Source organism: Gardnerella sp. DNF01144 (assembly GCF_049244245.1).
Taxonomy (GTDB): Bacteria; Actinomycetota; Actinomycetes; order Actinomycetales; family Bifidobacteriaceae; genus Bifidobacterium; species Bifidobacterium piotii.
The window spans coordinates 203,625-219,355 of record NZ_CP058390.1 but is presented as its reverse complement, the minus strand read 5'-3'; the positions used below and the strand labels follow the sequence as shown (position 1 = coordinate 219,355).

Genomic DNA, 15,731 nt, shown 5'->3' with positions numbered 1-15,731 from the left:
TAGCCTTAAAATAGCTAAGGATTCTTCGTTCGATATGCAATTTTCAACGTTGAAATACGAAGAATAGTAAAAACGAAAATGCAAAGCAAAATAAAAATGCAAAGCAAAATAGAATAAACACAGACGCATCAAAGGAGAAAAGTCGTGTCGTTAGTTAACGTAACTATTATTAGCGCAGATTGCGCACAAAGTCGCAATGTTGTAGCACTAGGAGTTACAAAAGCTCTCTCTAATCATTATTCAACAACTGTTTTTAGACCATCTGCAAAACATGATGACGCGTTTACAAGCGAATTGATAGCCGCAAGCAACACAAAACCAACGCTGGAACAAGTAATCGCAGCATGCCCATGCGCAGTTCGTAAAAACAAAGACACACTAAGAGGAGACATTGTAGCTAGCTACAACGAGCTGATTAGCGCAACAAACGCTCAAGGATGCGTTATTGTAGCAAGCGATTCCACTTCCGTATTTGACCCAGACTTATTTAGATTCGACGCATCTGTTGCAGCAGACTTAGCTTCCCCAGTGTTCTTAAGCGTTTGCGCAGAAGGCAGAGATAGCAAGCAAATCTTGCAAACAATCGAAGCGCAATGCGCAAGCGTTAGCAAAGAATACACAAAAGTATTTGGCGTATTTGTAACTGATTGCAAAGAAGACTTAGCAAAAGAATTAAAAGAAGACTATGCTCAAAGCAATAATGGCACTCCACTTTGGACTTTGCCTTCTATAAGCGAATCAGAGTTTAATAAATTCAGCGATTACGTTAAAAACGAAGAAATCATTAGCGCTTTGAAACAGCCATTTGCCGCTCCTACTACCCCATACGCCTTCCAATACAGCCTGCTTGGAAAAGCTAAAGCAAATAAGAAAACAATTGTGCTTCCAGAAGGCGAAGAAGACCGCATTCTAAAAGCAGCTGATTATTTGTTAGAGCGAGACATTGTAAACCTCGTTATTGTTGGAGAACGCGAATCTATTCTTGCAAGAGCACAAGAGCTTGGATTAAAGTCTCTTAGCAAAGCAAGCTTCCAATCTATGAGCGACGAAGAGATTCTTAGCAAAATGATTAGCAAGCTTTGCGAATTGCGCGCAAAGAAAGGAATGACAGAAGAGCAAGCTAGAGAACAACTTAAAGACGCAAGCTACTTTGGCACAATGCTAGTGGTACTTGGATTAGCAGACGGACTTGTTTCTGGCTCTGTTAACTCAACGGCAAATACAGTTCGCCCTGCTCTTCAAGTTATTAAAACTAAGCCTGGATCTAAGCTTGTTTCTGGCGCATTCATTATGTGCTTTAAGGATCATGTAGCAGTATTTGCAGATTGCGCAATCAACCTTAATCCAGACGCTCAGCAACTTGCAGATATTGCGCTTCAATCCGCACAAACTGCTAAAGCTTTTGGCTTAGATCCTAAAGTTGGAATGCTATCTTACTCCACTCTTGGATCTGGAAAAGGCCCAGACGTTGATCTGGTAGAAGAAGCAACAAAGATTGTAAAAGAAAGCGACCCAGACTTAAAGGTTGTTGGATCTATTCAGTTTGACGCTGCGTGGTCAGAAACTGTTGCTGCATCAAAAGCTAAAGGCAATGATATTGCAGGCCACGTAAATGTGTTTGTGTTCCCAGACTTATGCGCTGGAAACATTGGATACAAGGCCGTTCAACGCTCCAGCGGCGCTTTAGCTGTTGGACCAATCCTGCAAGGACTAAACAAGCCTGTTAACGACTTGTCTAGAGGCGCATTGGTTCAAGATATTATTAACACTGTTGCTCTTACAGCTTTGGAAGCGCAGTTCTAATAATCGCAAGCAATAATCGCAAGCAATAATTTAATAATCGCAAGTTCTTACAATGATTTGCAAATGTAATAATAAGTAAATACAAAAGCATTTATTAGCATTCATTGTAGGAACTTGCATGTACACTTAAACGTGGCAATTTACTAGCCTTATCAACACTTTATGGAGGATGCCCTCATGGCAAAAACCGTTCTTGTTATCAATTCTGGTTCTAGTTCTATTAAGTACCAGCTCGTCGATTTGGAAAGCGGCGAAGGCATTGCATCTGGTATTGTAGAAAAAATTGGCGAGCCAGTTGACGGACACTACAAGCACGTATTCAATGGCGAAAAGCATGAGTTTGACGAGCCAGTGCACGATCACGAGCAAGGCTTAAAGCGCGTACTCGGCTTCTTCGAGGAATATGGTCCAAATCTTTCTAAGTCTGGAATCGTAGCTGTTGGACACCGCGTTGTTCAGGGTGGCTTAACATTCCCTAAGCCTGCATTAGTGAACAAAAAGACCATTAATAAGGTGAAGGATTTGGCTGTTTTGGCTCCACTTCACAACGGTCCTGAGGCTGTTGGCGCTGAAGTCATGACTGAACTTTTGCCAGATGTTCCACAGATTATGGTGTTTGACTCTTCGTTCTTCCACGATTTGCCACAGGTTGCTGCGACTTACGCATTGAACAAAGATATTGCAAACCAGTACCACATTCGTCGCTATGGCGCTCACGGCACTTCCCACGAGTACATTGGCTCTGTAGTTCCAAGCGTTGTTGGAAAGCCTGCAGAAGGCTTGAAGCAGATTGTTTTGCACATTGGAAACGGCGCTTCTGCTTCCGCTCAGATTTCTGGCAAGCCAGTTGAAACTTCTATGGGCTTAACGCCTCTCGAAGGTTTAATGATGGGCGGCCGCACTGGAGATATTGACCCAGCTGTAGTCTTCCACCTTATTCGCAACGCTCACATGAACGTAGACGAGCTTGATACGCTCTTTAACAAGCGTTCTGGCATGATGGGCATGACTGGCCACGGCGATTTGCGCGATATTCATAAGCTCATCGCAGAGGGCGACGAAGACGCTAAGCTTGCTCTTGGCGTGTACGTTCACCGCATTGTTGGCTACATTGGCAACTACACAGCTCAAATGGGCGGCGTGGACGTAATCACATTCACCGCTGGCGTTGGCGAAAACGACGAGATTGTTCGCGCTCGCGTATGCGAAAAGCTTGCTCCATTCGGCGTTAAGCTCGATAAAGAGAAGAACTTGGTTCGTTCTAAGGAGCCACGCATTATTTCCACTCCAGATAGCTCTGTGATTATTGCTGTAATCCCAACTAACGAAGAGTTGGCAATCGCTCGAAAGTCTGCACAAATCGCAGAAGCTGGAGTCGATTCTTACGGCAACAAGTTTGAGCGCTAAATCGTAGTGTAAAACAACGTAACGTAAAAACGTAACACATAAATAATCCCGAGTTAAAAAAACTCGGGATTATTTGTTATTTAAGCTCACTATTTAGTCTCACTATTTAAGCTCACTATTCAAGCATCTTATTCCACATACCAGGAAAATCAGGGATTGTTTTGCGCGTAGTGGCAATATTTTTTACTCTTATATTAGATATACGAAGACCTAACATTGATGCAAAAGTTGCCATTCTGTGATCCGCATAAGTCTCCATCACTTCCCCATGCATATTTTTGCTAGGAATAATACGAATTCCATCATCTAGCTCATCAGCGCCTATTCCAACGCGATTTAGTTCCGTAACTATTGCACTCAAGCGATTCGTTTCGTGGCCTCTTAAATGCGCAATACCGTGCAACTCGCTTACACCATCTGCAAGCGCAAGAATCGCAGCAATACTCGGCGCAACCTCGCCAGCAGCAGCCAAATCAAGCGACTTAATTGCGTGAATTTTGCCACTACCAGTTACGCACAATGTTGAAGAATCCGCAGCCGAATGCTCAAAAACAATTTCTGCGCCCATTTGCTCTAGAATCCCAGGCAACAATCCCCCAGGCTGAGTTGTTTTAAGCGGCCAATTAGGGATTTTAACGCATCCGCCAGCAATCAACGCTGCTCCAATAAAAGGCGCTGCATTAGAAAGATCTGGCTCTACAACAACTTCATCTGGCAAAGTCAAATCATGCTCTTTAATACGCCATACTCCGCTTTCTGGCATATCTACTACTCCGCCAGCTTTGCGCACATCTTCCATTGTCATTTGAATATGAGGCATACTAGGCAATTTGCTTCCAATATGCTCGATTTGTAATCCTCCTGGAATTCGAGATGCAATTAGCAGAAGCGCAGATATAAATTGAGACGATGAAGAAGAGTCAATGCGAATAACGCGATTATTGCAAGAATTTTGCGCACTATTTACACCATATGATTCAAGATTTTTGGGCGGAATAACGCTAAATGGTAAGAATCCGACTTTTCCGTGATATACGATTTTTGCGCCTAGCTGTTCCAATCCATCTAGAACAGGCTTCATTGGACGAGCATACGCTTGCTCATCTCCATCAAATTTCACACAATTATTTGCAAACAAGGCTAAAGCCGTTACAAAACGCATAACCGTTCCAGCCAAGCCACAATTAACAACCGCACAATCATCTACGCTAAAAACGCCATTTTTGGGCGGAATAACACAAACTGTTGTGCCGTCTCGGCCTAGCGAATCGCATTTAACTCCAAATACGCTTAGCGCGTTAATCATAAGTTCCGTATCTCTTGATCTCAGCAATCCCTTTAGAACAACTGGCTTTTTACCAAGAGCTGCCAAAATCAAATATCGATTAGACAATGATTTGCTTCCAGGAATATTCACTGTTGCATTCAAAGGAGTATTGCATGATGGAGCTTGCCAAACATCATCATGATTATAAGGATTCATTATTCCGCTCATATTATGAATACTATCTATAAATATGTACGCATTGTAATTTTCACAATGCTTTACATATGAATAAACGCATTATGCCAATATCCTGTTTGTATTGAAGCATATAAAGCAATAGTAGGAACAGCAATGCAAATTGCATAAAATATCCAATCGTATGCTGTTAACTTCGATTTTCGCGCTGGAACACGTTTAATACTACTTCCAAAAGCCCTAGCTTCCATAGCTGTAGCAAGTTTCGTACCTCTGCGAATAGATAACACGAGCAAACCAAAAGATTGCGAAAGCATGCGCTGCAACGCTTTACCATCCGATATACCACGAGACCTTCGAGCTAAACCAAAAGCACGCCAATCATTTTGCAATAGACTAAACATTCTCAATCCAGCTAATGCTCCGTACACAAATCGTGGAGAAAAATGCAAAATCTGCACTAAGCCGTCTGCTAAATCAGTTGGATCTAATCCAATAGCTAATATAACGCCTGGAACTGCTACAGATGCAACACGAACAAACGTACAAATTGCCAAATACAATGATCCTTGGCTTATATGCATCCAGCCAAACTTAAATATATCATCTCCAGAACTTTGACCATATAAAAGAACCGATATAAAACTACCCGAAGCAGCAATCCAAACTGGCCAAGTATGGCGTAAAACATACCAAGGAGTTACTCCAGCAATTGCAAATAACAGTATATCTAAACCGAATGCAATAGAAGCTGAAACAATATCTAATGTAACAAACATAGGTAAGCAAAGTAGCAGCGCTCCAATAAAACGGCTTATTGGATTGAGCCTACGAATAAACCAAGAAGGCGAAACTAGTCGTTCACTTTCTAAACGTTTAGAAGATGCAGTTACATCAATATGCGAAACTTTTAATAAATTTTCAAAGTCTTTAACTTGGATTCTAGACGATTCTTCTACACTACTAGTTTTATTCACTTCTACTCATTCCCTTCACTATAGTTATGAGCGGATCCTGCGATTTTTCGTGACTCAACTCTTATTACTCTGGCATCTAAAGACTTTACAAGCTCATCATCGTGAGTAACAACAATCACCGCTGAGCCACTATCGCGTATTTGCGCAATAAGTTTCACCATTGCTGTCCAAGTTTTAAAATCTTGTCCAAAAGTAGGCTCATCCATAATAACAACGCGTGGAGCAGCAGCTAAAAGCGTAGCTACAGAAAGTCTACGTTTTTCTCCTCCAGATAATGTATAAGGATTAGCAAGAGCAAAACGCTTCAAATCCATACGTTCAAGCATGCTATCGGCAATATCGTAAGATTCCTTTTCGCTTTTTCCTTGCTTTTTAGGCCCTACAGCAACTTCGTCTCTTACAGACGATGTTATGAATTGATGTTCTGGCTCCTGAAACACCATGCCAACTCGCCCTAGTAATTCTTGACTTTTCCAAGTAAAAAGATCATTTTTACGTCGTTTTGGCACATACTTTTCCATCATGCGCACACTGCCAGCAATCGGCTTTAATAAGCCTGCAAGCGTTAACGCTAATGTGGTTTTACCAGCACCATTAGGTCCCATTAAAGCCGTTACTTCGCCAAAACGAAAAGCTACATTAACATGTTCCGCTAGTGGCAGAGTTCTTCCAAAAGAGCAATCATTCGTATAGAGCGCAACAGATTCTTCCGTATCTTTGATCTCGTCATCGCAATGTTTAGGAGCAAAAGATTTAACTGTTCTTCCTGGAACCCAAGCACCACCTTTTGCAAGCATATCGCCATACTTTTCAAAAACATCCTCAGGCTTACCGTCTGCAATAACGCATCCTACATTTGAATCATTATTATTTTCATCTTTTCCAATAACAATAACTCTATCAATCAAATCCAGCCACACGTCAATATGATGTTCAACTACAATCATTGTAGAGCCTGTTTTTTTAAGAATATTCGCTACAGCATCATGAACTTGCTGAACGCCTTTAGGATCTAAATTAGCTGTAGGCTCATCTAAAAGAAGCAATCCAGGATGCATTGCAAGCACTCCTGCTAAAGCAAGACGTTGCCTTTGACCTCCCGATAAAGATTGTGTTGAGCGTCTAAGACCCTGACTTCCTTGAGTAATATTGTCTAAGCCAACAGCTTTTATCGAAAGCTTTACGCGATTCCAAGTCTCTTCGCTGTTAACTCCAAGATTCTCACTTCCAAAAGCTACATCGTCGCCTACTCTTTCAAGAATGATTTGAGAATCTGGGTCTTGCATAACAAGTCCAACTTTTCCGCGAGCATCTCTAGCGTGAACACCACCGACTAGAAGGCTACCTTCTTCCATACCTTCTGTTTCGTCACCTAAAACACCTGCTAAACCAGCCATAAATGTGCTTTTCCCAGCGCCAGAAGCACCTAAAAGCAAAACATGCTCACCAGGCTTAATATCAATATTTACATTCCTCAACACAAAATCTTTGCGAGTAGCGTGTCTCCAACCCCAGTCTTTAGCAACTACGCTCGCTGGAGTCCATTCAGTCTTATTCACAAATTGCATACAAACAAACTTTCATTGCATAGCAAAACTTTCATTGCATAGCAAAATCTAAAATATAAAAATTGCATAACACAATTTCAAAAAATATAAAGTAAAACAAATACGAAATATAAGCATCATACGAGTAAACTACCGTGTTTTTGCATTTTGCGCATTAAACACGATAGTTTACAAGTTGCAATGAGTATTTAGATATAACTCACACTAATGCTTGAGGACGGCCTGATTCAAAACGATCAAGCACACCCGTTGCAGCTAATGCCTTTTGAACAAACCACACTACAACGCCTGCAACAATAAGACCAGAAATAATAGAAGTAATGAGATTTGCAACAATATATTGAGCGCTCCAGCCTTGACCGCCACTAACCCAATTGTAAATAAAGCAAGCTACGCCTGCTAACGATCCAGATATTGCAGTGGAAAGCAAATTCCATGTTTTGTACATAAAGAAAATGAATGCAAGTTCAGCGCCAACGCCTTGAATAATACCGACGATTAACGATCCGCCAACACCCCACTGATTTCCTAACATAAGTTCCACAAAAGCAGCAAGAGTTTCGGCAAACAATGCAGCACCAGGCTTACGCACGATTATTGCAGCTAAAGGTCCAGCAAAAAGCCAAAAACCATTAGATAAACCTTCAGCACCAGGCAACAAACTTGCAAAAAGATTAGTAGGAGCTGCGCACACAATATCCCAAGCCCAGAATAATACGCCAGATGCAACAGCGATAATAGCAGCTATGACGATATCAAGAATACGCCAGCGATTAGAATGTTCCATTGAAACATTAGTCATAATAAGTGCCTTTCTTCAATATTGAAAGATTTGGGCACGGGAAAAGAGCGACATCCGTTGCTAACATTACTTAGCACACGTTCAATCGGTCGAAGCTTTCGCTTCCTCTCAGCCAAAACGGCTCCCGAGTCAAATATTTATAATCACAGTGTAAGAATCTAACACAAATAATGCACCAAAAACTCACCTATACAAGAATACACATAGAGTGCTTTTTTGTATAGTAGATGTTCAAAAAACAAGCAGATATAAAAAAGTCGGGGTGACAGGATTCGAACCTGCGACATCCTGCTCCCAAAGCAGGCGCGCTACCAAACTGCGCTACACCCCGATGCTTTCTAGCTGATTACCAGCTCCAAGCACAATCAAATACAATAGCGCACATTGCAGACAAACGCAAATTTGCAACACGCGCGATAGAATAGAACAAGCATTGAAAAATAGGAAACGGATTTTAGAGGTTAATATGGGGCGTTTTCAACGTGCAGAAGCAGCTGGATTAATCGCTTTTCTAGCGTGCGCATTATTTGGCATGATTGTAATGTCTATATACATAAACACAATGCCCGCAATATGGCAAGTTACACAACGCTTGTTTACAATGGCGTCTGGAGTGGTTGCGTCTTGTAGCATGTGCACTTTTGTAGTCGGATATTTAAGAACACACAAAGGAATACTTAAAAAGAATTGGTTGCAAATCGCAAAACACGCTTTTGAAATAATCGCTCTTTCTACAATTTATGGCGCAACAATGCTACTTATGTCTTTTGCTCTTCTTTCTATAATCAACAGCATTATTGGAAGAAGTGCCGTAAACACTTATCTTCCTGTTCTTTGTTGCGCATTAAGCGGAATTGTTGGATACGCAACTCTTGTACAAGCAGAACTTTTAGAAGCAAAAACCGTTGCTTCACTTCTTCCACTATTTGTGATTTCTGGAGCTGCGACTGCTGGATTAACTTCCGACGACCCGTATTGGTACAACAATAACTTCTCTCAACTAGGAGACAGAACAACGTTTGCAGCAAGCATGTTTAATGCAACGCTAATTCTAGCTGGAATATGCATTATTATTACAAGCTACTTTGCTATAACCGAGTTTGTTGCAACACAGCACGAAATCTTGCAAAATAAGGGCAATAACGCTACAAAGCATTTTAAGACTCGAACAACCATTATGGCGGCTTTGCTGATTCTTGGGGGAATAGCATTTATTGGAATCGGAACGTTCCGCTACACTCCTCATCCTGTTATACACGATTTATGCGCTAGAGGCGTTACTGGTCTTATTTGCACAATGCTTATATGCCTTCCATGGCTTGCTCCTAGGCTTTCTAAAACATTCTACGTTGCTTCGGATTTAGCTGTTATTCTTACTGCTTGGGTTGGAAACCAATGGGTTCATGGTAATAACACTTTAACAAATGTAGAAGCTTTGTCTTGTTTACTATTTTTAGGGTGGATAATAGTGTTTTCAAGGCAAGTCGCAGCTATGCAAAGCGACCGTTTAAGGTCTTAAGTCAAATCTTAAATAATGAATTAAACAATGTATTAAATAATGCATTAAATCAAAGTATTAAATCAAGATATTAAAAATGTGACCTACAACCAGCTAAAATCAGCAAAATCGTAGGTCACAATTAATTAATTTGCTTATTATTCTTGCTTCTCGCTCATAAGAAGAAGGAAGCTTCTTGATTGAGCAACAATATTAAAACCAGATTCGTAATGCAATTGCGGACCTTTTGGATTATGAGTGTCTACAACAAGAGTCCACTTTTCGCCATAACGCTTATCTGGCAAAGTGAAAGTTATAGGCTCGTAATGCGCGTTGAAAATAAGAATAAAGTCGTTATCGACCATTCTACTTCCATACCAATCGGTTTCTGGAATATCTGAACCGTTCAAATAAATCATCACCGAAAGCGCATGAGTATTACTCCAAGCTTCCATATCCATTACGGAACCTGTGTGATCAAACCACTCTACTTGCGGAATCTCTGAAGCATCATCCGAAGGCATACGACCAATAAAGAACCTACGCCTATGCAAAACAGGGTGATCCAACCTTAAATGAATAAGCTTAGAAACAAAGTCAAACATATCTTTTTGAGTGGAATCGAAATCCCAATTAATCCAAGAAATAGCATTATCTTGGCAATATGCGTTGTTGTTTCCATTTTGAGTACGCATAATCTCGTCTCCAGCGCAAATCATAGGAATGCCCTGGCTCATTAGCAAAGTGGAGAAAAGATTTCGCATTTGGCGCTGACGAAGCTCGTTAACATCGTGAATATTTGTAGGGCCTTCTACCCCGCAATTCCACGAACGATTGTCGTTAGCGCCGTCGTTATTGCCTTCCTTATTTGCTTCATTATGCTTTTCGTTATAGCTCACCAAATCGTTCATAGTAAAGCCGTCGTGAGCAGTAATAAAGTTTACGGAAGCTACAGGCTTACGACCATTTTGCTCATATAAATCGGAGCTTCCCATAAGTCGGCTTGCAAACTCTGGCAAAGTCGAAGGCTGCGAGCGCCAAAAATCGCGTACACAATCGCGGTAGCGGCCATTCCACTCGGACCAGCTTGGAGGGAATCCGCCAACTTGGTATCCGCCAACGCCAATATCCCAAGGCTCTGCAATAAGTTTTACGCTAGAGATAATAGGGTCTTGCTCAATAATGTCGAAGAATGCAGAAAGCTTATCTACTTCTTGGAATTGACGAGCTAGCGTTGCTGCCAAGTCGAATCGGAATCCATCTACGTGCATTTCCGTAACCCAATATCGCAAGCTATCTGTGATTAATCGCAAGGCTTTAGGAGATCGCATAAGAAGCGAGTTTCCTGTGCCAGTAGTGTCAAAATAATGACGCTGATCGTTGTCTACTAAGCGATAGTAAGCACGATTGTCAATTCCGCGGAAGCTTAAGGTTGGACCTCTATCGTTTCCTTCTGCAGTGTGATTGTAAACAACGTCTAGAATAACTTCCATTCCTGCAGCATGATATGCCTTAACCATTGCCTTAAACTCGTTTACTTGCTCACCGCGCTGACCAGAGCTTGAATACGAGTTTTGAGGAGCAAAGAAGCCAATCGTGTTATATCCCCAATAGTTGCTTAAGCCTTTATTTTGCAAGAAAGAATCGTTTACAAATTGATGAATAGGCATAAGCTCAATGGCAGTAATTCCAAGCTTTTTTAAGTAAGATATTACGCTTGGATGAGCTAATCCAGCATACGTTCCGCGTATTTCTGGAGGAACATTACGATTTAGATTCGTCATTCCCCTAACATGAGCTTCGTAAATCACGCTATCGTGATACGGAATCATTGGGTGCTGGTCGTTCCCCCAATCAAAATATGGGTTTATAACAGCAGCTTTCATAGTGTGATCTGCAGAATCCAAAGTGTTCATTGCTGCTAAATCATCTGGATTTGCAAACCAATAAGAAAACAGGCTCTCGTCGCCGTCAATATTGCCCTCAATCGCTTTAGCATATGGATCTAAAAGCAACTTGTTTGGATTACACCACAATCCATGATTTGGATCATACGGACCGTGAACTCTATAGCCGTATCTTTGGCCTGGCTGTATACCAGATATGTAAGTATGCCAAACGTAAGAATTCTGCTCAGTCATATCGATGCGCGTTTCGTTGTCTTGCTCGTCAAACAAGCACAACTCAACATGCTTTGCTACTTCGGAAAACAATGCGAAGTTTACGCCCGCGCCATCGTAGGTAGCTCCAAGCGGATACATAGAACCTGGTCTAATTTGCATAATTCAAGTATTGCATATATTTATATAGTTTTCATCAATACATAAGGCGATTCTTAAAAAAGATTAAACTTTTGCATAATGCAAGCTTTTTTAGAAAATAAAAAAATCCTTTATTAAACAGTATGATTTTTCCCTAGATTAAAGGCAACACGCCGAAGTATAGCCTTTAACCACATTGCTCTAAAAAGCTAGAAAAAAGATTTTGAGCTTGATGAAATTGCATCATGATAAACGAAGAAGACATGATATTAGATATACAACAAGAAGAGCTGCTAAGCCGCGTAGCAAAAGTCGAAGAACAACTATGCGACTTTTCAATACCAAATAAAACAATAGGCAGCCTTGGCGAAGAATACACGTCACTAAAACTAATGCTTAAAAATTGGATTTTGCTAGATAGAAATTGGCATAGTCGTTTTGGAGAGCTTGATGTTGTAATGATGAATACAGAAGGAATAATCGTATTTATTGAAGTAAAAACACGACGAAGCATAAGATTTGGTACCCCTTTAGAAGCAGTAACAGAAGAAAAACGCATAAAAACGCATAAAGCTGCATTTAATTGGCTAAAAAATCACAAAATGTTTAAGCATAGAAGAATACGATTCGACGTTGTATCAATCCTTATTTCCAAAAACAAAAACATTCAAATACACCACATTTTAGGAGCATTCTAATGATTATTGGCAACGCATTATCTGTAGGACTACTTGGGTTAAAGGCCTTTACAATACAGTTGCAAGCATTTATATCTAGCGGACTGCCTGGATTCTCAATTATTGGACTTCCCGATACTTCTTTAAGCGAAGCAAGAGAACGAGTTAAATCGGCATATATGTCTTTGCGATGCGACTGGCCAGACACAAGGCTAACAGTAAATCTTTCTCCTGCTTCTATGCCAAAAAGTGGAGCATCTTACGACCTTGCAATCGCAGCAAGCATACTAAGCGCCAGAGGAATTATTCCACTTAATGAGCTAGAAAACACTATTATTTTAGGCGAGCTTAATTTAGACGGATCCGTTTTACCAATTCAAGGAATGCTGCCAATCGCACTATACGCTAAGCAAAAAAATATTACAAAAATGATTATTCCATACGGAAATCTTGAAGAAGCAAAGCTAGTAAATGGGATCGAAGCAATTGGGATTAAGCATATTTTGGATTTAGTAGACGAGCTAAATGGAAAATTAGAAGACGAAGCTAGGCCGATTGCCGAAAAGAACAGAGAACGCGCACTAAATGCGATTAACAAGTACGACCACATTAGAGTAGAAGAAAGAGAAAAAGCTGGCGATTTGCACAATGCTAATAGCAACGCAATTAAATTCCCGAGCAAAAATATGGCAGATAGCGTTGAGCCTGTAAATAACGATAAACCATTAAACGAAATTGGTGATATGTCGGAAGTATTAGGCCAAGAGCACACAAAGTGGGCTTTGCAAGTGGCGGCAGCTGGAGGACACCATGTTATGATGATAGGCCCTCCTGGGTCTGGAAAAACAATGCTAGCTTCTAGAATGCCGAGCATAATGTGCCCTCTTAACGAGCGAGAGCAGCTAGAAGTGGCATCTATTAGGTCGCTTTGCGGAACACTTCCCTACTACGGAATAACGGACGTTCCGCCTTTTGAAGCACCTCATCACACTTCTTCTGCAGCATCTCTTATAGGAGGCGGCGCAGGTTTAGCCAAGCCTGGAATCATAACTCGCGCGCATTGTGGAGTTTTATTTATGGACGAAGCTCCAGAATTTTCGCCACGAGTTTTGCAAACACTTAGAGAACCATTGGAATCTGGTCATATTGCTGTTTCTAGATCTAAAGGAACAACGCTGTATCCTGCTAAATTCCAACTCGTTATAGCAGCAAACCCGTGCCCATGCGGATATGCGTACGGAAACGGAGAGCGATGCACTTGCAAAGAGAAGGAACGCATACGCTATTTTTCTAGACTTTCTGGACCAATTTTAGACAGGATTGATATTCAAATGGATGTTCCACCAGTAGAAAAAATCATAACCAGAAAAGCCATGTTGGAAAACGGCGCAAGTCAAATGTCGGAAAAGATTTTGACTAGCGCAATGATGCGTGAAAACGTAAAGAACGCAAGACTTGTTGCACAAGATCGTTTTAAGAAACTTGGTTGGAGTTGCAACGCTCAAGCTTCTGGAACATGGCTTAGAAAATACACATCTCAAAAAGCGATTGAGCTTATAAATAAGTCTCTTGAAAACCACAAGTTGAGTTTACGCGGCGCAGATAGAGCACTTAGACTTGCTTGGACTTTGGCAGATCTTTGTGGTCACACTTGCCCAGATTTAACCGATATGGCTCAAGCAATTAGCTTAAGGACAAGAATATGATTAACACAAATGATGTAAATAATGCAAACAGCACAAACAATTTGACCACGCAAACAAGTGATATTTATGCAATAAATGACGATACTTTAGCGCGAGCAATACTAACGTTTTGTGTAGATGGAGCAGACGCAATAATGTACACGCTTACTATAGGAACTGTTAATGCTGCAAGCATTGTAGATGCGCTATATTCTATTTGCGAATCAATCACTAAAAACGCAAGCAGAATAAGTAATAAACAATTAGAGCTTGACTTTACAACAAATAGTCATCAAAAAGATTCTAGCGAAAATAAACAGCAAGAATGCAATACCGATTCAAGCACAAACGATTTAGACAATGTGCTTACAAACATTATAAAAAATCACCCACAAATCAAGGTTTTAGAAAAATGCTTTTTGGAAGGTCTTAAAATTTGGGGCGGTAAAAGTGCAAACAATAAAAACGAAGTAAATAATTTTGCTGTATTGCATAAATCTGTTAAAAAATGGTGCCTACGAATGAAAAAACTACCTTTTTGGGATGCAAACAAACTCAAAAAATGGTTTAGCTCAAGTGGATCGCAATGGATTATATCTCCAAAAAGCAAGTATTGGCCTAAACAATTACAAGATTTAGCAACAAAATGCAAGGTCGCTCCCCCACTTTGCTTATGGGGAATTGGAGACCCAAACGCTCTTATTCAATGCAAACAACCACTTGCAATCGTTGGATCTAGAGGATGCAATGACTACGGGTACGAACTTAGCTTTACTTTCGCAAAATCGTGCGCTAAAAAAGGGCACACAATTGTTTCTGGCGGAGCTTACGGAATTGACGCTGCAGCACATTGGGGAACATTAGACGCATTGGATTGCCACGCAATAAACGCAAGTCCTGTAGGTAAAACAATAGTCGTTTTTGCTGGAGGACTAAACAATATGGGACCAAGCAGCAATGCTCAACTTTTTAACGCAATACTTGCAAGCGGAGGCGCATGCATAAGCGAGCTTTGCCCCGAAACTATTCCAGAAGCACGCAGATTCTTGCTAAGAAACCGCCTTATTGCAGCACTTGCCAGCAAAGTCATAGTTTCTCAAGCTAGATTAAGGTCGGGAGCGTTAAACACAGCAAATTGGGCATTGGAACTAAACCGAGAATTGTATGCTGTTCCTGGAGATGTAACTTTGCCAAATAATGCTGGATGCAACATGCTTATTCATGACGGAAAAGCTATGATGATATGCTCACACAGAGATATAGAAGACATCTACCCTAATTCACACCATTATTTACCACATTCACTAAGTAACAACGAAAGCATTCCAGACACTTGCAATGATTTACAAAAGCTTATATTAAAAGCGATTCACAAATGCAAGCACAACAAAGTATGTGCAAATATAGACAATATTCACGAAGCTATTGCAAAATCAGAAACAAATGGCGATTTTTCAATATCGCAAATATCAGGAGAGCTTGCGATTCTTGAGTTAGATGGATTAATCAAAAGTCAAAATGGCGTTTTTAGCATAAATCGAAAAAAGACTTAAGTCTTAAATAAAAGTCCTAAAGTCTTAAATAAAATGCG

11 protein-coding genes and 1 tRNA gene are annotated in these 15,731 nt (G+C 40.7%); 6 read left to right on the top strand and 6 right to left on the bottom strand.

The features are described from left to right. The first annotated feature begins 144 nt into the window (after window positions 1-144). Both pta and HXT36_RS00820 read left to right on the top strand, forming a co-directional pair. A complete protein-coding gene (pta, locus tag HXT36_RS00825) occupies window positions 145-1,803 on the top strand; it encodes a phosphate acetyltransferase (RefSeq protein WP_016831852.1) in 1,659 nt (552 codons plus the stop codon). Between the two features lie 177 nt (window positions 1,804-1,980). After that, window positions 1,981-3,210 (top strand): acetate/propionate family kinase, encoded by a 1,230-nt coding sequence (locus HXT36_RS00820; RefSeq protein ID WP_004574964.1) that lies wholly within the window; start codon window positions 1,981-1,983, stop codon window positions 3,208-3,210. Between the two features lie 115 nt (window positions 3,211-3,325). Here HXT36_RS00820 and aroA read toward each other — a convergent pair whose 3' ends face one another. The 5 genes from aroA to HXT36_RS00795 all read right to left on the bottom strand — a co-directional run bounded on the left by aroA (window position 3,326) and on the right by HXT36_RS00795 (window position 8,350). Further along, on the bottom strand, window positions 3,326-4,705 hold the full coding sequence (aroA, locus tag HXT36_RS00815; protein ID WP_421778866.1) for a 3-phosphoshikimate 1-carboxyvinyltransferase: 1,380 nt from the start codon (window positions 4,703-4,705) through the stop codon (window positions 3,326-3,328). Window positions 4,706-4,755: 50 nt separating this feature from the next. Further along, window positions 4,756-5,649, bottom strand: a complete 894-nt coding sequence (locus tag HXT36_RS00810; protein WP_032817998.1) for an energy-coupling factor transporter transmembrane component T family protein — start codon at window positions 5,647-5,649, stop codon at window positions 4,756-4,758. 2 nt (window positions 5,650-5,651) lie between these two features. Next, window positions 5,652-7,217, bottom strand: a complete 1,566-nt coding sequence (locus HXT36_RS00805; protein WP_421778864.1) for an ABC transporter ATP-binding protein — start codon at window positions 7,215-7,217, stop codon at window positions 5,652-5,654. 199 nt (window positions 7,218-7,416) lie between these two features. Next, a complete protein-coding gene (locus HXT36_RS00800) occupies window positions 7,417-8,019 on the bottom strand; it encodes an ECF transporter S component (RefSeq protein WP_016635674.1) in 603 nt (200 codons plus the stop codon). 257 nt (window positions 8,020-8,276) lie between these two features. Continuing rightward, window positions 8,277-8,350 (bottom strand) — tRNA-Pro (locus tag HXT36_RS00795). Between the two features lie 135 nt (window positions 8,351-8,485). On the opposite strand from HXT36_RS00795, the gene HXT36_RS00790 reads away from it, so the two are divergent. Then, entirely contained in the window at window positions 8,486-9,538 is a 1,053-nt protein-coding gene (locus tag HXT36_RS00790) for an ABC transporter permease (protein ID WP_421778862.1), read from the top strand. A gap of 137 nt (window positions 9,539-9,675) precedes the next feature. Here the strand turns inward: HXT36_RS00790 and glgX are convergent, their stop codons facing one another. Next, a complete protein-coding gene (glgX, locus tag HXT36_RS00785; protein ID WP_016786800.1) occupies window positions 9,676-11,799 on the bottom strand; it encodes a glycogen debranching protein GlgX in 2,124 nt (707 codons plus the stop codon). A gap of 224 nt (window positions 11,800-12,023) precedes the next feature. Between glgX and HXT36_RS00780 the strand changes: the two genes are divergently transcribed. The 3 genes from HXT36_RS00780 to HXT36_RS00770 are packed head-to-tail and all read left to right on the top strand — an operon-like array spanning window position 12,024 to window position 15,693. Then, entirely contained in the window at window positions 12,024-12,476 is a 453-nt protein-coding gene (locus HXT36_RS00780) for a YraN family protein (RefSeq protein ID WP_421778860.1), read from the top strand. Then, a complete protein-coding gene (locus HXT36_RS00775) occupies window positions 12,476-14,161 on the top strand; it encodes a YifB family Mg chelatase-like AAA ATPase (RefSeq protein ID WP_421778858.1) in 1,686 nt (561 codons plus the stop codon). Before HXT36_RS00780 ends, HXT36_RS00775 begins: the two co-directional genes overlap by 1 nt. After that, window positions 14,158-15,693 (top strand): DNA-processing protein DprA, encoded by a 1,536-nt coding sequence (locus HXT36_RS00770; RefSeq protein ID WP_119529439.1) that lies wholly within the window; start codon window positions 14,158-14,160, stop codon window positions 15,691-15,693. The genes HXT36_RS00775 and HXT36_RS00770 overlap by 4 nt, the downstream gene beginning before the upstream one ends. The last annotated feature ends 38 nt before the right edge of the window (window positions 15,694-15,731 follow it).